Below are 18476 nucleotides of genomic sequence, written 5' to 3'. Positions count from 1 at the left end.
ACACCCACTCGATGCGCCCCCGCGACCGGCCCGTCTACTCAAGCCGTCCGGCTGTCTGCTCAAGCCGTCCGGCTGTCTGCTCAAGCCGCCCGGCTGTCTACTCAAGCCGCCCGCGTGACTGGTTCGGCTCCAGTGGTGGGGCCGTCACGCTGCCGTGGGTGAGACATTCCGGGCGGAGACAGCCCGGCGGCGGCTTGCGTACGGTCGCGAAGGCGATCACCGCGCCCACGACCAGGATGCCCGCGCACATCGGCATCGCCCGCCGGAACGCGTCGTTGAAGGCGTCCGCCGACCGGTACGCCTCCTCGCCCATCCCCGCGAGCAGCGGCAACGCGGCCACGGCGACGAGGCCGGCCGCGCGGGCCGCCGCGTTGTTGATGCCGCTGGCCAGGCCCGCCCGGCCGGTGTCCACGGAGGCCAGCACGGTCGCGGTGAGGGGCGCGACCAGCGTCACCATGCCGAGGCCGAGCACCAGCACGGCGGGCAGCACGTCGCCCACGTACGAGGCGTCGGTGCCCACCCGCAGCATCAGCAGCATCCCGGCCGCGCACAGCAGCGGGCCCACGGTGAGCGGGATGCGCGGGCCGATGCGCTGGGCGAGTTCGCCGGAGCGGGCCGACAGAAACAGCATCAGGACCGTCGTCGGCAGCAGGGCCGTACCGGCGCCGAGGGCCGAGTACCCCGCCACGACCTGGAGCTGGAGCGCGGAGAGGAAGAAGAAGCCCGCGAAGGCCGCGTACACGCACAGGGTGACGACGTTGACCGCCGTGAACTGGCGGGACGCGAAGATGTCGAGCGGCATCATCGGGTCGTCCCGCCGCCGCTCCACCATCACGAAGGCGACGCCCGCCGCGACCCCCACGGCCGCCGTCACGGCGACGACGAACGCCGATCCGGCGGACGCCTCGATGAGGGCGTACGTCACCAGGGCCAGCGCCAGCGCGCCGAGGGCCGCGCCGAGCACGTCGAAGCCGCGCGCGTGGACCCGGTCGTCCTTCGACTCCGGTACGTGACGCAGGGCGATCGGGGCGCAGAGCAGCGCGAGCGGGACGTTGAGGAGGAACACCCAGCGCCAGCCGGGGCCGTCCACCAGCCAGCCGCCCAGGAACGGGCCGACCGCCGCGCCGATGCCGCCGAAGCCCGACCACAGGCCGACGGCCCGCGCCCGGTCGTCCGGGTGGAACGACGCCTGGATCAGCGCGAGCGAACCGGGCGTGAGCAGCGCGCCGCCGATGCCCTGCAGCGCGCGGGCCGCGATGAGGACGCCCGAGCTGGGCGCGAGCCCGCAGAGCAGCGACGCCGCCGCGAACCACACCACGCCGATGACGAACACCTTGCGCCGCCCGAAGCGGTCGCCGAGGGCTCCGCCCAGCAGGATCAGACCGGCGAGGGTGAGCATGTACGCGTTGACGGTCCACTGGAGGCCCGCCAGGTCCGCGTCGAGGTCGCGGCCGATCGTCGGCAGCGCGACGTTCACGACCGTCGAGTCCAGCATCGCCATGCTCGACCCGAGCACGGTGGTCAGCAGGATCCACTTCCCGGCGGGGCTGGACATCCTGACGGCCGGGGACTCCTGCGGCGGGGCAGCCATACCCCGGAGCATACGGACATACGGCGGGGCCCGGCTCTCCGAAGGGAGAACCGGGCCCGAGCCGTACGAAACAGGGTTACTTGATCTTCGTGCCCGTGGAGCGCAGGTTGGCACAGGCCTCCGTGACGCGGGCGGCCATCGACGCCTCGGCGAGCTTGCCCCAGGTGCGGGGGTCGTACGTCTTCTTGTTGCCGACCTCGCCGTCGACCTTCAGGACGCCGTCGTAGTTGCGGAACATGTGGTCCGCGACCGGGCGCGTGAACGCGTACTGCGTGTCCGTGTCCAGGTTCATCTTCACGACGCCGTTCTCCAGCGCGGTGGCGATCTCCTCGGCCGTGGAGCCGGAGCCGCCGTGGAAGACGAAGTCGAACGGGGAGGGCTTGCCGTACTTGGCGCCCACGCCCTCGTTCAGCTCCTTGAGGAGCTCGGGACGGAGCACGACGTTGCCCGGCTTGTAGACGCCGTGCACGTTGCCGAAGGACGCGGCCAGCAGGTAGCGGCCCTTCTCGCCCAGGCCCAGGGCCTCGGCCGTACGAATGGCGTCGTCGACCGTCGTGTAGAGGGAGTCGTTGATCTCGTGCGAGACGCCGTCCTCCTCGCCGCCGGTCGGGGTGATCTCGACCTCAAGGATGATCTTCGCGGCGACGGCGCGGGCGAGCAGCTCCTGGCCGATGGCCAGGTTGTCGGCCAGCGTCTCCGCGGAGCCGTCCCACATGTGGGACTGGAAGAGGGGGTTCTCGCCGCGGGCGACGCGCTCCTCGGAGACCGCGATCAGCGGACGTACGTACCCGTCGAGCTTGTCCTTCGGGCAGTGGTCCGTGTGCAGGGCGACCGTGATGTCGTACTTCTTGGCGACGATGTGCGCGAACTCGGCCAGGGCGACCGAGCCGGTCACCATGTCCTTGTTGTGCTGGCCGCCCAGGAACTCCGCACCACCGGTGGAGATCTGGATGATGCCGTCGCTCTCGGCCTCCGCGAAGCCGCGCAGCGCAGCGTGCAGGGTCTGGGAGGAGGTCACGTTGATGGCCGGGTAGGCGAACTTGCCTGCCTTCGCCCGGTCGAGCATCTCGTTGTAGACCTCGGGGGTTGCGATCGGCATCTGTCCGCTCCTTGTGTATGTGCGGGTGGCGTTCTGCTGCTTACGGCCCTGACCTAGGGGGTGACGTCATCGTCGGCCCCATCTTTCCAGACTTGCCCGGATACTCCGGCCTCCCGCCCCCAGCCTGTGGACAACTCCGGGCCCGGGCCAAGACTTGGGGTCGGAATCGGGCTCGCAATCGGGTTCAGTCCAGGCCCAGTTCGTCCTTCGAGTACGCGAAGAGGTACGGGACGCCCGCGCTTTTCTGGATCTTCTCGGCGGCGCCGGTGGCGCGGTCGACGATGGTCGCGACGGCGACGACCTCGGCGCCCGCCTCGCGCACGGCCTCGACGGCGGTGAGCGGGGAGTCACCGGTGGTGGAGGTGTCCTCGACGACGAGCACGCGTCGGCCCGCGATGTCCGGGCCCTCCACACGCCGCTGCATGCCATGCGCCTTGGCGGCCTTGCGTACGACGAAGGCGTCGAGGCGGCGGCCGCGCGCGGCGGCGGTGTGCAGCATGGCGCCGGCCACCGGGTCGGCACCCAGGGTGAGGCCGCCGACCGCGTCGAAGTCGAGGTCCGCCGTCAGGTCGAGGAGCACCTGGCCGACCAGCGGGGCGGCCTCGCCGTCCAGGGTGACCCGTCGCAGGTCGACGTAGTAGTCGGCCTCCAGGCCCGAGGAGAGGGTCACCTTGCCGTGCACCACGGCCTTGTCCTTGATCTGCTGCAGCAGCTCGCCGCGTACGTCACTCATGCGGGTCAGCTTAGAGGCGCCGCCGGGTCGGTCGCCCTCGTCCCGCCCTCGTCCTGCCCTCGTCCCGCCCCCGTCCCGCCCCCGTCCCGCCCTCGTCCCGCCCTCGTCCCGCCTTCGTCCGGTCAGAGGCGCCGCCAGGTCCAGGTGGTGGCGGCTTCGAGGGGCTCGATGGGGGTGACCAGGCGGGGCAGGGTGTTGAGCCCGTTGGGCGGTCCGGTCTGCGGCTCCACGCAGACGGCGGCCTCCTGCTCGTCGTACACGACGACCCAGTGCTCGCGGCTCGTGACGCTCAGCTGCAGTTGTCCGGGCCAGGTCAGGGTGACGTCGACGCCGTCGGGCATCCCGAAGCAGTCGTCCCAGGGGCCGGGCTTCGGGTCGACGCGGCGGCCGGTGGGCAGGTGGTCGTCACCGCGCTCCTCCTGCCAGGCGGCGGTGAAGTCGAGGCGTACGTCTTCTGTGCCCTCGCCGCCGTCTTTTGTGCCCTCGCCGCCGCCCAGGTTGCGGTTGAACCAGGGGTGCCAGCCGATCTGCGCCGGGAACGAGTCGTCGTACGTCTCCACCGCCATGGTCAGCGTCAGGGTGTCCGCGGTCAGGGCGACGACCTGGGTGACGCGGCCGGCGTACGGCCAGGGGTCGACGAGGTCGTACGTGATGACGGCCTCGCTCTCGCTCTTGCGGGCGGTGCGCCAGGCGGCGTCGCGGGTGGTGCCGTGGATGGCGTGCGGCGGGGAGTTGAGGGGGAGTTGGTGGGAGGTGGCGCCGTTCAGGAAGCGGCCGTCCCTGGTGCGGCCGCACCAGGGGACCATCGGGAAGCAGCCGAACTTCTTGCCCTGGCGGAGCAGTTCGACTCCGTCGACCCTCAGTCCGCCGATTCGTCCGCCGTTGCCCGGCTGGACGGTCACTTCCGCGTCGGCCGCGGTCAGCGTGATGTCTTCGTTACTCACGCGGGAACCTTACGCGGCGCTTCGCGGGGGTGGGGTTGGGGGGCTTAGGGGGCTCGGGTTGTGCCTCGGGTCGTGCCTCGGCTGCAGGCCCGGTGGGGGCTTGTCGCGCGGTTCCCCGCGCCCCTGTCTTTCGGCTTTTGGGGGGGGCAGCCCCTGCTTTTTAGGGGCGCGGGGAACTGCGCGACCAGCCCCCACCCACCCGCAGCCGAGGCACGACCCAAAATCCCCCAGCCACAGCGGAGCGTCTAGCGGCGCTTGCGGAGGGCTCTGCCCACCACGACCGCCGAGGCCAGGAGCAGCGCCGCCGCGGGGGCAGCCCAGCGGAGCGCCGCGCCGGGCCCCGCCGCCTCGGGCGCGGGGACCGGGGCGTACCGGCCCCGCGGAGGCGCGTGGTCCACCTCCTCCGCACTGCGGCCGATCATCGTGCGCCGGGCGTGCGCCGCCTCGGCGGGAGCCTCCGGCACCGGGATCGCGTCGTCCTCGAAACCGCCCTCGAAGTCGCCCTCGGAGAAGGGCACGGGAGAGGAAGGCGGAACGTCGGCCTCGTGGATCGAAGAGGTCTCCTCGGAGGGCGACTCCTGGGCCGGGGGCTCCTCCGCCGCAGGGGTTTCCTCCGCGGCAGGAGGCTCCTCCGCGGCAGGGGGCTCCTCGGCCGCAGGGGTTTCTTCTACGGCAGGGGTTTCCTCTGCGGCTGGAGGTTCCTCTGCCGCAGGCGGCTGCTCCGCAGGCGAAGGCTCCTCGGCCGGGGGCGGCTCCGGGGCCGCCGCCTCGGGCGCGGGGGCCGACTCCGTCGGCCTCGTCCCACCGCCGGAGGCACCCGCGTCCGCCGCCCCCAACCCCAATCCCAACCCCTCCACGAACCGGCTCAGCAGGCGCGTCGTCGCCGACTTCACCGCGTCCGCCGGGAGCTCCGTGACCCGGCCGTCGGCCGACGCCGTACCGGTGAAGGTGACGGTCGAGCCGCTCAGGTCGTCCTCCCGCGAGCGCAGCGACAACGTGAGGGCCAGTTTCACCGTGCCGCTGCCGCGGGCCTCCGTGGCGTCGGCCTCGACGGCGTACGTTCCGTCGTCCTGCGGGGAGACGGTGAGCGCCCCGCGATACGTGATGGTGTGCCCGCCGACACGTACCTTCAGGCGGCCGGAGACGGGCGGTGTCCCCGCGTCCTGCTGGAGTCCGGGCACGGCCCGGGCCACCCGCGCGGGATCGGCGAGAGCCTCGCGCAGAGACTCGACGGAAACCGGAACGAACACCTCATGCTCCATGTCGGCCGAGCCTACCCAGCACCGCCCGCACCGCACGCGTGTATGAGGGGATTCCCCCGGATCCGTCGGCAGAGCGACTCGGTCGGAGTCATCGGCGCCCATCGGAGTCAAAGAGGAGGGAGATGGTGGGAGTCAGTCCGCATACCTCGGGTGCACCAGCGTGGACGGCGGGAGGTCGGTGGGCCGCCTGCCTCCCACGGCCCGCACGCCCGCGCACAGGGACGGTACGTACGGCGCGCCCGACGGCGTGCACAGCTGCGGCCACTCACGGGAGGCGAGAACGAACCCCCAGTCACCACCGCCCGCAGAATCGCCACGGGCCGCAGAGTCGCCATCGCCCGCTGAATCGCCACGGGTCGCAGCGTCACCACCACCCCCGGAGTCGCCACCGGCCGCAGAGTCACCACCGCCCCCGGAGTCGTCTCCGGCCGCCGAGTACGGAGCGGTCCGCAGCCCAGCCGCCCGTACCGTCGCGTCGACCGTCCAGAACGTCCGTGGCCGCGACGCCAGCGGCCCCGCGTGCACGACGAGCCGCCCGCCGCTCGCGAGGATGCCTCGGGCCAGCCCGTAGAACTCCTGCGAGTACAGCTTCGTACTGGATGTGATCCCGGGATCCGGCAGATCGGAGACCACCACGTCGTACGCGCCCCACGGAGCCCGCCGCAGCCAGCCGAACGCGTCCGCGGCGACGACCCGCACCCTCGGATCCCCGTAGACGTGTCCGTTCAGCTCGGACAGCGCCCGGTCGGTGCGTGCCAACTCCACGAGCCGCGTGTCGAGTTCGACGACGTCGACCCGTCGTACGCCGTCATGCCGCAGCACCTCGCGTACGGCGAGCCCGTCGCCGCCGCCGAGGACGAGCACGCGCGCGTGCGGGCCGTTCATCGCGGGGTGGACGAGGGCCTCGTGGTAGCGGCGCTCGTCTCCGGCGCTGACCCGCAGACGTCCGTCGAGGTAGAGGGCGAGGGGGCGGCCGTCCGTGCCGCCGGTGAGGACGATCTCCTGGACGTCGGTGTGTATCGCCACGCGGACGTCCTTGCCGTACACCGCGTGCCGCGCGGCCCGTTCGAAGTCGTCCACCAGGACGGCGGCCGTGGCGAGCAGCGCGAGCACGACGAGGTTGGCGACGACGAGCAGCCAGCGGCAGCGCCGGGTCAGGTCCTGCCGGAACAGGCCGAGGACGAGGGCGCCGCCCGCGACCGCGTTGACGGTTCCGGTGATCAGCGTCGCGGTCAACTGGCCGAGCAGGGGCAGCAGAAGGAAGGGGAAGGCGAGGCCGCCGACCAGCGCGCCCACGTAGTCCGCGGCGAACAGGTCCGCGACCGCGCCGCCCGCGTCCTGTCTGCGGACGCGCTGGATCAGCTCCATCAGCAGGGGGACCTCGGCGCCGATGAGCAGGCCGATGGCGAGGGAGAAGCCGACGAGGAGGTAGCTGGAGCCGCTCTCCCAGGCGCCTCCCCAGTCGCCGGTCCAGGCGAAGACGGCGTACAGGGCCATCGCGCTGGAGCCGCCGACGAGCGCGAGCAGGGCCTCGACCGCGCCGAAACCGGCCGCGGCGCGCCAGCGCAGGCGCTTCGCGACGAGCGAGCCGAGGCCCATCGCGAAGACCATCACGGACAGGACGACGGAGGCCTGGGTGACCGAGTCGCCGATCAAGTACGAGGCGAGGGCGACGAGTTCGAGTTCGTAGACGAGTCCGCAGGCCGCGCAGATGAAGACACCGGCGAGGACGAGGAACCGCCCGGTGGCCGGTCTGACCGGCAGACGCGCCGGGCCCTGGCCGCTCCGCGGCGGCGGGACCGTTTCCGTACCGGACCGGTCCGATTCCGCGCCGGAGCCGTCCGATTCCGTACCGGACCGGTCCGGTTCCCTGCCGGACTGATCCGAATCTCTGGTGGACTGGTCCCTTTCCGTGCCGGGCTGGTCCGTGGCCGTGCCGGGCTGGGCGGGGGCGTGCGGCTCGATCACCCAGCGAACGGTACGTCACCGAACAACTGCGTCCTGTCACCCACACGTGTGGAAACTCAGCCCTCGACGCATACTTTGGCCAGGACGGGCACGGGGCGTGAGCAGTCGGTCCGGCCGTCGAACGAACCGGTGCGGGAATGGCTATGGATGCACTAATGGGATTCGATGCGGGATCGGTGCGGGACTCTTTTTCCGCCGGGAGCGGGGCGGCGTGAGGAATCTCCTGGGGCCACCGGACTACTGAACGCCGATCAGAGCTAGGGTCGAAGTCAGGAAACCACGCGCAATCCTCAGGAGTACCCACCGAATGTCTATCGACCCGTCCTCGATTCCGAACTTCGGGGGCCAGCCCGAGCCGAACCCCGGCGGACCGGCGGGCCCTGTCGTCCCTGATCAGGACCTTGTGAAGCAGCTCCTCGACCAGATGGAGCTGAAGTATGTCGTCGACGACGAGGGTGACCTCGCGGCGCCGTGGGAGCAGTTCCGCACGTATTTCATGTTCCGCGGCGAGGGTGACCAGCAGGTCTTCTCGGTGCGGACGTTCTACGACCGGCCGCACCAGATCGAAGAGAAGCCCCAGCTCCTCGAGTCGATCGACGACTGGAACCGGCGCACACTGTGGCCCAAGGTCTACAGCCACACGCACGACGACGGCACCGTCCGCCTGATCGGCGAGGCGCAGATGCTGATCGGCACCGGCGTCAGCCTGGAGCACTTCGTGTCGTCCACGGTCAGCTGGGTGCGGGCCGCCATCGAGTTCGACAAGTGGCTCGTCGAGCAGCTCGGCCTGGAGCAGGAGATCGACGAGGCCGAGAAGCCCGAAGAGGACGAGTAGTCCTCACCCGAGCGGACGATTAGTCCTCACCGGAGCACGAGTCCCGCGGGCCACGGCCGCGCGGCGGCTCACGGCCACGCTGCTGTTCAAAGCTGCGCGGCGGCTCACGGCCACGCCGCTGCTCACAGCGGCTTGTGGGCGAGTACGACCAGATACGCCCCGTACGCGAACGAGAGCCCGGCCAGGGCGCCGACCACCAGGGTCGCGTGCCACGGTCGGGCTTTCGCCGTCCGCACCAGCGCGCACGCCATCGGCAGCAGCAGCGGGAACGCGGGCAGCAGGAACCTCGGCTTGCACTCGAAGAAGCCGGCGCCGCCGACCGCGACGAGTACCAGTGCGCCCGCGTAGACCAGCAGCGGCAGGGGCGCGCGGTCCACGATCAGCAGCCCGTACAGCAGCAGGCCCGCCGCCACGATCACCATCGACATGGGGAAGACCAGCCGGTCGCCGTGCAGCAGCAGATGCTTGACGAAGCGCAGCGCGCCCAGGCCGAAGTCGAAGCGCGAGCCCCACAGCCGCTGCACCTCGAAGTATCCGCCGAGCAGATCGCCCTGGCGCCGCCCCACCCACAGGACGTACGCCGTCCACCCGAGCGGTGCGAGCGCCACGCCCGTCCACAGCCTGTGGGAAACTTTTCCGCGCCGCCTGAAGATCTCGTACGCCGCCGCCGCGAGCACGGCCGCCGCCACGGCGAAGCCGTTCGGCCGGGCCAGTCCCGCGCCCGCCGCGAGGGCGCCCGCCCACACCCAGCGGCCGGTGAGGACTGCGTGGAGGGACCAGGCGGCGAAGGCGGTCAGCACCGGTTCCGTGTACGCCATCGACAGCACGACGGAGTGGGGCAGCAGGCCCCACAGGAGGACCAGGGCGGTGGCGACGGCGCGGTCGTGCAGCCGGGCGCCGATCGCGTAGATCCCGCAGGCGGCGACCGCGGCGGCCGTCCACGAGATGAGCAGGCCGGCGGCGGGACCGCTGAGCGGGGTCAGCTCGGTGACGGCTCGCAGCAGCGCCGGATAGAGCGGGAAGAACGCCAGGTCGCTGTGGACGGTGTGGCCGAAGCGCAGGTTGCCCACGTAGCCGTCGCCGGCGATCCGCAGATACCAGGTGGAGTCCCAGGACCGGCCGAGCAGGAGCACCGGATGCCCGCCGGTCGCCCAGGCGGTCACGGCCACCGCCGCGCTGCCCAGCAGCCGGGTGGCGACGAACAGCCCGAGAACGGTACCCATCGCCGCCCGCGGGGACGGATGCGGACGGGCACGGCCCCCGGCGGCAGTCTCCGTGACGACGGGTGGCGGGGGCGCGGGTGCGCGGGTACTTACTTGGGTCACACCCGAAGATTGCTGGCAATTCCTACCATTTGCCAGCAACGCGCGGCTGAGCGAGTGCGAATTCCCCCGCTTCTCTGCTTTCCCTACTTCTCCGCCGTTCCGGCGAGCCGCCGCCACCAGGTCGAGCGCGGTGACGCGGCATTGCCCGTCGTATCCTGACCACACACGGGAAGGAGCCGTCCATGAGCGTCGACGCGATCGTGCACACCGAGTTCCCCAAGGGGTACACGGTCCTGTTCGGGGCCGACGGAAAGGTGATCATGACTCCGCAGAGCGAAGAGCACTCCAGCACCATCAGGTCGATGCAGATCGACTCCGCTCTCGCCCTCGGCCGTCACTCGAAGGTCACCTCCGACGTCTACATCGACTTCCCCGCCGACGAGAACTCCGCCCCCGATCTGGCGATCCTTCGCGAGGATGCCCGCCGGGAGGGCAAGCGCTACAGCTTCGAAGACGTCCTGCTGATCTCCGAGGTCGTCTCGACCTCCTCCGCACGCAAGGACTACGACGACTGCACCGCGAAGTACGGCCGCTACGGCATCCCCGTCTACCTGGTCGTGGACCCCTACGCCCAGGAAGTCGTCCTTCACACCCAGCCGACCGCCACCGGCTACATCGCGGCACACACCCACAAGTACGGCACGGGCAAGCTCCCCATCTCCCTGGCCGACGGCCGCACCTTCACCCTCGACCTCGACGAGCTCCCGCGCCCGGAGCCCGAGACGGACGTCCGCTGACGAAGCCGCGGCCTCACCGCCGGCGGGTCCGCTTCCCGACGCGCCCTGGAAAAAGTTACGGGGCGCTGTCGAAAGGGCCACGTCTCGTTCGACATCATGATGTGCGGCGCCTCGCCGCACGATGACGCGACAGGACCTGACGAGGAAACACGTGGATCAACTGCTGAGAGTCATGAACTTCGTCGTCTCGAGCGACGGCATCGCTGCCGGTGAGAACCAGAGCTTCGAGAATCCGTTCGGCCTTCCCATCAGTCCCCAGAAGCTGTTCGCGTGGGCAGGCGCCACGGCGAGCTGGCCCATGCGCACCGATCCCGGGGGGAGCCGGGGCCTCGACGACTACTTCACGCGAGACTACGAGCGCAACATCGGTGCCGAGATCATGGGCCGCAACAAGTTCGGGCACCAGCGCGGGCCCTGGCACGACCATGAGTGGCGCGGCTGGTGGGGTGACGAGCCCCCGTTCCGTACCCCGGTGTTCGTCATGACTCACCACAAGCGTCCGTCGTTCACGCTCTCCGACACCACGTTCCACTTCGTCGACGGCGACCCGGCCACGGTCCTCGAACAGGCACGGGAGGCGGCGCAGGGCAAGGACGTCCGGCTCGGCGGCGGGGTCACCACCATCCGGGAGTTCCTTGACGCCGACCTCGTCGACACCATGCATGTGGCGGTCTCGCCGGTAGAGCTCGGGTCCGGACTACGACTCTGGGAGACCCCCGATGAGCTGCTCGACCGCTTCCACCTGGAGGTCGTGCCCAGCCCGAGCGGAGTGACGCACCACCTGTTCTGGCGAAGGTGACGCGAGGGCCCACTCGGGGATGCCGGCGCAATTGGGGCTGGTGCGGCGAGTGCGGCGAGTGCGGCGGGGTGGCGGGCGTTGGCGTTGCGCCGACGCAGGTAGCAGTGCAGGTCGGCGTGAACACAACTGCTCCCACCGCCAACCCGGCGAACCTTCCCGGCCAGAGCGGCCAGAGCGGCTAGACGACAGTTGATGCCTCGATGGGCACCTCCGCCCATACGGTCTTGCCCACGGGTCGACGAGGCTCGGACCCCCAGCGCACGGCCAGGACATCCACCAGGAGCAGCCCTCGGCCCGACTCGTCCTCGGGGTACGAGGAGGGCGGGGCCATGGGCGGCCGCTTCGCGGAAGCGGCGTCCGCGACCTCGATACGCACCAGGCCCGCAGCCGCGTCGAGGACGAGCCGGAGGCCGAAGTCACGCCCGGGGACCCGGCCGTGCTGCACGGCGTTCGCGGCGAGTTCGCCGACGACGAGGGCGACCGTGCACGACGCCTCCGACGCCGGCGGGTGGCCCCACTCCTCCATACACCGGACAGCGAGACGCCGGGCGAGCCGCGCACCTCGCGGCGAGGAGACGAACTGCTCGGCGAATGAGGGGAGTTCGCGGGCCGTGTCGGCGAGCGCGACGGTTTCCGCCGCAACGGGCGCGGCACTCCGCCGTGGCTCGTCTCCCGGGATGGTCGTTCCTGTCAGCACGGCTCGTCCGTCCTTGTCTTGTCTTGTCTTGTATGTCGAGTTGGGCGACATTCCGTGACGTACACGAGTCGTCACGTTCCGTGCTCAAGAGTCGTCCGATCGCCCTACGCTCGACAGATGACACAGCCTTACTTTTCAGCCCGTAAGGAACGGAAGTGACGCTTTGGCCAACGGAATTGACCCCAGTACGTCGATGGCGGCGCTGTTCGGTTCGCGGGTGCGCAGACTCCGTATGGCGGCCGGACTGACCCAGACCGAACTCGGCGCCCGAACGCACGTGGTGGGCTCGCGGATCACGCAGATCGAGCGAGCTTCCGGAGCGAAGCCCACGCTGGAACTGGCGCGTGCGCTGGACACCGCCCTCGGCGCGGACGACCTGCTGATCGACCTGTGGCCGTACGTGTACCGGGAGGCGTTTCCGGACTGGTCGCGGAAGTTCATGGAGTACTCGGCGCGGGCGGTGACCATCCGTGAGTACGCGGCTCATGTGGTGCCTGGCTTGTTGCAGACGGAGGACTACGCGCGGGCGGTGCTGAGTGTCGGTCGAACGCTCGGCAGCGAGGAGCAGTTGGAAGAGCGGGTCGCCCTTCGCATGGGACGACAGGAGCGTCTCGGTACGCCCGATCGTCCCGAGCTGTGGGTGGTCCTCGACGAGGCGGTGCTCCGGCGTCCGGTCGGCGGCCAGGCGGTGATGCGTGAGCAGTTGGCGCGGTTGCTCGGGACCACGGCGGAACCTCACATCACCGTGCAGGTACTGCCGTTCGACCAGGGCGAGCACGACGTCATGGGCGGCTCGCTCACGGTTCTCACCATGCCGGACGGCTCGGAGACCGCCTACACGGAAGGCGCGCACTACGGCCAACTCATCGAGGATCCGGACGAAGTCAGGAGTTTCGCGCTGACTTACGATCGGCTGCGGGCGGCAGCTCTGCCCCCGCTCATGTCACTCGACATGATCCGATCCGTGATGGAGGACAACCACCGTGGAGCGAAGGTCCCGTCCCGATCTGAGCGGCGCCGCGTGGCGCAAGAGCAGCTACAGCAATCAGGAGGGCGGCAACTGCGTGGAGGTGGCCGACGGGTTCCGCCTGAACGGCGCCGCCTGGCGTAAGAGCAGCTACAGCAATCAGGCGGGGGGCGATTGCGTGGAGGTGGCCGACCGGTTCGGAAGGGCCGTCGTCCCCGTCCGTGACAGCAAGGTCCCGCACGGTCCGGCGCTGTGCTTCGAAACCGCCGTCTGGGCCGCCTTCATAGGCGAGTTGAAGGCCGGGCACCACCGTCCCTGAGGCGGCCGGGCCCCGGCCGCCGTCCGTCTTCCGGGCCCGCCGGGCCCTTGTCCGCGAGGGTCCGGCGGGCCACTGACCTCCCCAAAGAACCGGGGGAAAGAACTACCCGCCCACCCACCCTCCCCGGCCGCGAAGCCTGCGTCACCCGTCCGAGTGACCGGCTTGCAGGGGCGGGACACGGACGGTTACGTTCGCCGCGACAACCGCAAACAGAAACGGCCCCCGGCCGGGATTCCCGTCCCGAACGAGGGCCTGACCAACCAGGAAGTAGCACCTTCCCGATGGCTGAGCCGCAGTCTAACGCGCGCCTGCGCGCCGACGCCGGAGCTCCCACCTCCGGCGTGATCCACGTACGCACCCGCCTCACGGCCGACTTCACCGTGATCGCCAATGCCCTCGCCCAGCGGCGCGGCAGCGCGGTCACGGTCGGCGTCGCGGTGTACATCCTCTCCCTGCCCACCGGCACACCCGTGACCATCGCCGCCCTGTGTGAGCACTTCACCGAGGGCGAGATCCTGATCTCGCGGGCGCTCAGGGAACTCGAAGCGGCCGGATACCTGGAGCGCCGCCGCGAGCGAACACCCACCGGGCAGGTCCGTACTCGGACGTACTTCTACGACGTACCCGGCGGCGATCCGGATCCGGATCCGGACGGGCCTCCCAAGCCACCGAAGCCGCCGAAGCCGCGTCGGACCCGGAAGCAGGCCGCCGCCGCTGCGGTCACACCCACGTCCGTGCCTGCGGAGGAAACGGCGGCCACGCCCGTACAGGCCGAGGCAGAGACACCGGTCCCGCTCGCCGACGCCGACCCGCGGGCCATCGCCGTACTCGCTGCCCTGCGCCGGGTCGACCCTCGCCTCGTCCTGTCGGCGCAGGACGCCGTCCGCCTCGCCCCGGCCGTCACCCGGTGGCTCGCGGCAGGCCTCCTGCCCACGCAGATCACCGACCACCTCACCGCAGGACTCCCGGGCAACCTCCTGGTCCGCCCGGCCGGCATCCTCGCCTACCGACTCAAGGAGACGCCCCTGTCCGCCCCGGCCAGAGGTGCAGAACCCGCAGTACGTCCAGCAGTCGCGCCCATGCGGAACTGCGACGGCTGCGACCGGGGGTTCCGCGCGGCGGAACCCGGCCGTTGCCGGGACTGCAGGTCCGGGGACCGTCTTCGTGCGGCCGGCTGAGCCGGTGGCTGGGTGTGCGGTCCACCCTCAGGTGGGAATCTTGATGTGCGACGATGCGAAACCCGGTATCAGGAGGAGGTCGGGCATGGTCGACAGATTCCAGGACGGGCTTCTGACGCCCACAGAAACGGCCTCCTACCTTGAGATTCCCCAGTCGACTCTCACCTCGTGGCTGAAGGGCAAGGCCGCCGGAGCACCACTGGTCCACCAGGTAGGGCCGGTACGGAAGGGGCAGCCTTCGGTGCCGTTCATCGCGGTGGCCGAGGCGCACGTCCTTCGTTCTCTGCGTTCCCTGGGGCTCCGCATGAGCGAGATCAGGGAGGCTGCTGCCGCTGTCCGGGACGCCTTCGACACTCCCTATGGCCTCGTGTCCAAGCGGATCGCGACGGACGGCGTGGACATCTTCATCGAGCACGGTTGGGGAGATCTCCGCAGAGCCCGCGACGGCCAGGTCCCCATCCACGAAGTGGTCTCCGACTATCTCCGGTACCTCACCTGGGAGCCGGGCGACGACTTCCCCTCCAGCCTGCGACTGAGGCAATACCCGGCCTCCGTCCCCGTCGTGATCGATCCGAGGTTCGGCCACGGTCTCCCCGTGGTCGCCGCCAACCGAGTCACGGTCCAGGCCATCACCGACCTGTGGGAGGCCGGGGAGACCGTCGAGGACATCGCGTACGACTACGACATGACGCCTGAGCAGGTGGACGCGCTCTGCCAGGCAGTGGTGCACCTTGTCGCCTGAGTTCTTCCTCGACCGGAATCTCGGTCGTCGTGTCTCCGAGGGGCTGAGAGCCTGCGGGTGGACGGTTCACCGAATCGGGGACGTCTTCCCGGACGACGGCCACAACGTTCCCGACGAGGAGTGGATCACTCACGGTCTCGACAGGTCCTGGGTCCGCTGTCGAAGGACGGTCGGATCAAGACCCGGGACCTGGAAATCCGGCCCGTCCTGGAGCGCGAGGCGGTGCTGTTCTACCTGGACAACCAGCAGCTTCGCAGCGCCGAGATGGTCGAACGGCTCGTCGCACGCTGTGACGCGATCCACCGGGCCGTCGAAAAGGGCGGTCCGGCGGCGTACGCAGTGCGGCTCGACCGCATCGAGCGCACCTGGCCCTGACGGGCGGGCGCCCCTCGGGGCAGCCCGCCCACGGCCGGAGCCACTTCGCTGCGGGCGCCCACAGCGCGGCCGTGCCGTACGGCTGTTACCCGCCCAGCGTCTTGAGGCGGCCGACCGCCTCCTCCAGGACCGGCATCTGCTTGCAGAACGCGAAACGGACGAAGGGCGCTCCGGCGTCGCGGTGGTCGTAGAAGACGGCGTTCGGGATGGCGACCACGCCCGCCCGCTCGGGCAGGGCACGGCAGAACGCGAACCCGTCGCTCTCGCCGAGCGGCCGGATGTCGGTGGTGATGAAGTACGTCCCGGCCGGCTCGAACACCTCGAAGCCCGCCTCCGTGAGCCCCGCGCCGAGCAGGTCCCGCTTGGCCCGCATGTCCGCGCGGAACGCCTCGAAGTACGAGTCGGGCAGCGCCAGCGCCTCGGCGACCGCGTACTGGAACGGCCCCGAGGCCACGTACGTCAGGAACTGCTTGGCCGAGCGCACCGCCGTCACCAGGTCGGGCGCGGCCGTCACCCAGCCCACCTTCCAGCCGGTGAACGAGAAGCTCTTGCCCGCGCTTCCGATGGTGACCGTACGACCGCGCATCCCGGGCAGCGTCGCGAGCGGGATGTGCTCGGCCCCGCCGAAGACCAGGTGCTCGTACACCTCGTCGGTGACGACCAACAGGTCCCGCTCGACGGCCAGTTCGGCGATCGCGGTGAGCTCCTCGCGGGTGAGGACCGTGCCGGTCGGGTTGTGCGGGGTGTTGATCAGCAGCAGCCGGGTGTTGTCCGTGACCGCGTCGCGCAGCTCGTCCAGGTCCAGGCGGAAGCGCCGGTGTACGACCCCGTCGTGGGTGTCCTCTTGCGGGCGCAGGGTGACCGGGACGCGCGTACCGCCCGCCATCGCGATGCAGGCCGCGTACGAGTCGTAGTACGGCTCCAGGGCGATGACCTCGTCGCCCGGTTCGAGGAGGGCCAACAGGGTGGCGGCGATGGCCTCCGTGGCGCCCGCGGTGACCAGTACCTCGGTGTCGGGGTCGAACGTGAGGCCGTACCGGTGCTCCTGGTGCGCGGTGATCGCCGTACGCAGCTCGGGGACGCCCGGGCCCGGTGGGTACTGGTTGCCGCGCCCGTCGCGCAGCGCCCGTACCGCCGCCTCGCGGATTTCCTCGGGGCCGTCGGTGTCGGGGAAACCCTGGCCGAGGTTGATCGAACCGGTGCTCAGGGCCAGGGTCGACATCTCGGCGAAGATCGTCGTGCCGAACTCGGCCAGGCGGCGGTTGAGGAAGGGGCGGCGCGCGTTGGAGGTCATGACCGCCATCCTGCGCTCAACCTCTGGACTTGCTCAACTCTGCTTTGGTCCGTGAGGCGCGGGGGCATCCCCCTTTCACAAAAGAAGCAGAACGAGAAGCTGAGCCCACGGGGGGCCGCTTCGGGGGAACGGAAGGAGGGTGGCGCCATGATCGTAGGCATCATCCTGGCGGTGTTCGTCGTCGTGATCGTCGTGGCACTCGTGTCCCGCGCAACGGGTGGCAGCAGGCAGCGTTCGCGCCGGTCCAGGCACAGTTGGTGGGCGGGCGGCTCGGGTTCGAACTCGGGCGGGGGCGCCGCCTGCTCAACGGGAGGTTCTTCGTGCGGTGGCGGCTCGTCCTGCGGAGGCGGGTCGTCGTCCTGCGGGGGCGGTGGGGGCGGATGCGGCGGAGGCAGCTGACACGGGGCAGCTGAGCTCCGGACGGGGAACCGCGTCCGGACCGTCCGGCACCACCGGCGTCCGCCGGGAGTCATCTCCCGGCGGACGCTTCCCTGTTGAGGGCGCGTCAGAAGGGAGCCGAGGGGGAGGCGGGGACCAGCGGGGACGGGCGGGGAGGGCAGGGGAGGCGGGGACCAGCGGGGACGGGCGGGGAGGGCAGGGGAGGCGGAGGAGTGCCGGGAATGTCGTCAGGACTGTTGTCGGGAGTGTTGAGGAATGTTGAGGGGCGTTGAGGGGCGTTGAGAGCGCGGGGGGCGTGAAGGCGCACGTGTGAGCCAATGGCGCACCTCCTGCTTGAACAGTTGAGCTGTGGAGCCCTCGGGGGGATGGAAACCCTACGAAGTTGGGTAAAAACGCTGTGGCGGACGCGCCGTTCATGATTCCCTCGTAATCGCCGACGCAGACCCCGGAACATCTTTCTGACCTGGCCGCCCGGGCCCAATCCCCGCCCGGCGCCGACCGGGGTGCGACGGACCGACTCGCCCTCACTCTTCACAGACACCAACCCCACCCTTTTGCGTGCAGCGGAGCCGACCCATGCTCACGACCCTCAACACCGCCTATACCGACACGCGCGCGGCCGATCTCGCCTGGACCCTTGGTCGCGAACCGCTGCCCGCGCTGGCCACGCTCGATCTCGAACTCTCGGGTTCGAAGCTTCAGTTGAGACTGCTCGGGGCGTCCCACCAGGTGCTGCTGGAGGAGGCGCGGGGCAGCTGTTCGGAGACCGTCGCCTGCATCCCGGGCAGCAGCACGCCGTTGCCGCTCGGCGTCGCCAAGCGGATGGGCGACTGGGAGTACGAGTTCGCCGCGCGGGTGGAGACGCTGTCGCGGGGCTCGTTCGCGGGGCGCGCGCAGGAGTTGCTCGCGCTGGTGGCCGACCATCCGAACGGTCTGGCGGGGGTTTTCCCCGGCAGCCCGCACGCGTTCACGGCGATGCTCGCCCAGCGGCACCAGGGGCAAATGCACTGGCGTACGTGGCACGCGTATCCGCAGGACGGGCAACTGGTGGCTACGCGTACGAGGGTGGGGGTGCGGGTGACTGCGCCTGCGTGAGGGGTGGGTGAGGTTTGGTTGTGCGGGTGCGGGTTGTTCTGGGCTGAGTGCGCAGTTCCCCGCGCCCCCGAAAGGCGGGGCTGCGCCTCCGCCTTTCGTCTTCAGGGGCGCGGGGGA

General features: G+C 70.5%; 18 protein-coding genes and 1 pseudogene. 10 read left to right on the top strand and 9 right to left on the bottom strand.

Annotation, left to right across the window (positions count from 1 at the left end):
• Positions 1–97 precede the first annotated feature (97 nt).
• The 6 genes from OHA11_RS25230 to OHA11_RS25205 form a co-directional block, all read right to left on the bottom strand.
• Positions 98–1591 (bottom strand): MFS transporter, encoded by a 1494-nt coding sequence (locus tag OHA11_RS25230; protein ID WP_266499950.1) that lies wholly within the window; start codon positions 1589–1591, stop codon positions 98–100.
• 76 nt (positions 1592–1667) lie between these two features.
• Positions 1668–2690, bottom strand: coding sequence for a class II fructose-bisphosphate aldolase (gene fbaA / locus OHA11_RS25225; RefSeq protein WP_055618173.1), 1023 nt, complete (start codon positions 2688–2690; stop codon positions 1668–1670).
• Between the two features lie 184 nt (positions 2691–2874).
• A complete protein-coding gene (gene pyrE, locus OHA11_RS25220) occupies positions 2875–3423 on the bottom strand; it encodes an orotate phosphoribosyltransferase (RefSeq protein WP_266499943.1) in 549 nt (182 codons plus the stop codon).
• Between the two features lie 122 nt (positions 3424–3545).
• Positions 3546–4367, bottom strand: coding sequence for an aldose 1-epimerase (locus OHA11_RS25215; protein ID WP_266499941.1), 822 nt, complete (start codon positions 4365–4367; stop codon positions 3546–3548).
• Between the two features lie 245 nt (positions 4368–4612).
• Positions 4613–5629: an SRPBCC domain-containing protein gene (locus OHA11_RS25210; protein WP_266499940.1), complete on the bottom strand. Its 1017-nt coding sequence runs from the start codon at positions 5627–5629 to the stop codon at positions 4613–4615.
• A 132-nt stretch (positions 5630–5761) separates the two neighbouring features.
• Positions 5762–7393: a polyamine aminopropyltransferase gene (locus OHA11_RS25205; protein ID WP_266507442.1), complete on the bottom strand. Its 1632-nt coding sequence runs from the start codon at positions 7391–7393 to the stop codon at positions 5762–5764.
• A gap of 511 nt (positions 7394–7904) precedes the next feature.
• On the opposite strand from OHA11_RS25205, the gene OHA11_RS25200 reads away from it, so the two are divergent.
• Positions 7905–8432 (top strand): YbjN domain-containing protein, encoded by a 528-nt coding sequence (locus OHA11_RS25200; RefSeq protein WP_266499939.1) that lies wholly within the window; start codon positions 7905–7907, stop codon positions 8430–8432.
• 122 nt (positions 8433–8554) lie between these two features.
• On the opposite strand, the gene OHA11_RS25195 is transcribed toward OHA11_RS25200, so the two are convergent.
• The gene (locus OHA11_RS25195; protein ID WP_266499937.1) at positions 8555–9655 is read right to left on the bottom strand and encodes a hypothetical protein; all 1101 of its coding nucleotides are present in this window, start codon (positions 9653–9655) and stop codon (positions 8555–8557) included.
• Between the two features lie 284 nt (positions 9656–9939).
• Here OHA11_RS25195 and OHA11_RS25190 point away from each other — a divergent pair, with 284 nt between their 5' ends.
• Both OHA11_RS25190 and OHA11_RS25185 read left to right on the top strand, forming a co-directional pair.
• A complete protein-coding gene (locus OHA11_RS25190) occupies positions 9940–10494 on the top strand; it encodes a Uma2 family endonuclease (RefSeq protein WP_266499935.1) in 555 nt (184 codons plus the stop codon).
• A 151-nt stretch (positions 10495–10645) separates the two neighbouring features.
• The gene (locus tag OHA11_RS25185; protein ID WP_266499933.1) at positions 10646–11293 is read left to right on the top strand and encodes a dihydrofolate reductase family protein; all 648 of its coding nucleotides are present in this window, start codon (positions 10646–10648) and stop codon (positions 11291–11293) included.
• Positions 11294–11471: 178 nt separating this feature from the next.
• Here the strand turns inward: OHA11_RS25185 and OHA11_RS25180 are convergent, their stop codons facing one another.
• Complete coding sequence (locus OHA11_RS25180; protein ID WP_266499931.1) at positions 11472–11990, bottom strand: ATP-binding protein; 519 nt, start codon at positions 11988–11990, stop codon at positions 11472–11474.
• 193 nt (positions 11991–12183) lie between these two features.
• On the opposite strand from OHA11_RS25180, the gene OHA11_RS25175 reads away from it, so the two are divergent.
• The 6 genes and pseudogenes from OHA11_RS25175 (at position 12184) to OHA11_RS25150 (ending at position 15571) form a co-directional block, all read left to right on the top strand.
• Entirely contained in the window at positions 12184–13101 is a 918-nt protein-coding gene (locus tag OHA11_RS25175; RefSeq protein WP_266507440.1) for a helix-turn-helix transcriptional regulator, read from the top strand.
• On the top strand, positions 12998–13276 hold the full coding sequence (locus OHA11_RS25170; RefSeq protein ID WP_266507438.1) for a DUF397 domain-containing protein: 279 nt from the start codon (positions 12998–13000) through the stop codon (positions 13274–13276). Before OHA11_RS25175 ends, OHA11_RS25170 begins: the two co-directional genes overlap by 104 nt.
• A gap of 281 nt (positions 13277–13557) precedes the next feature.
• The gene (locus tag OHA11_RS25165) at positions 13558–14454 is read left to right on the top strand and encodes a hypothetical protein (protein ID WP_266499929.1); all 897 of its coding nucleotides are present in this window, start codon (positions 13558–13560) and stop codon (positions 14452–14454) included.
• A gap of 85 nt (positions 14455–14539) precedes the next feature.
• Positions 14540–15196 carry a DUF433 domain-containing protein gene (locus OHA11_RS25160; protein ID WP_266499928.1) on the top strand — a complete coding sequence of 219 codons (657 nt, stop codon included), beginning with the start codon at positions 14540–14542 and terminating at the stop codon, positions 15194–15196.
• Positions 15186–15290, top strand: a pseudogene (locus OHA11_RS25155) (toxin-antitoxin system, toxin component, PIN family protein); the annotation flags it as partial. The gene OHA11_RS25160 and the pseudogene OHA11_RS25155, both read left to right, overlap by 11 nt.
• Positions 15291–15316: 26 nt before the next feature.
• Positions 15317–15571, top strand: coding sequence for a toxin-antitoxin system, toxin component, PIN family protein (locus tag OHA11_RS25150; RefSeq protein ID WP_266499927.1), 255 nt, complete (start codon positions 15317–15319; stop codon positions 15569–15571).
• Positions 15572–15656: 85 nt separating this feature from the next.
• Here the strand turns inward: OHA11_RS25150 and OHA11_RS25145 are convergent, their stop codons facing one another.
• Positions 15657–16874: a pyridoxal phosphate-dependent aminotransferase gene (locus tag OHA11_RS25145; RefSeq protein ID WP_266499924.1), complete on the bottom strand. Its 1218-nt coding sequence runs from the start codon at positions 16872–16874 to the stop codon at positions 15657–15659.
• A 966-nt stretch (positions 16875–17840) separates the two neighbouring features.
• On the opposite strand from OHA11_RS25145, the gene OHA11_RS25140 reads away from it, so the two are divergent.
• Positions 17841–18359: a DUF2617 family protein gene (locus OHA11_RS25140; protein WP_266499923.1), complete on the top strand. Its 519-nt coding sequence runs from the start codon at positions 17841–17843 to the stop codon at positions 18357–18359.
• Positions 18360–18476: the final 117 nt, after the last annotated feature.

The sequence above is a fragment of the Streptomyces sp. NBC_00878 genome, from assembly GCF_026341515.1.
Classification (GTDB): domain Bacteria; phylum Actinomycetota; class Actinomycetes; order Streptomycetales; family Streptomycetaceae; genus Streptomyces.
Note: the sequence above shows the minus strand (reverse complement) of the source record. Positions and strands in the feature narration are given on the sequence as shown.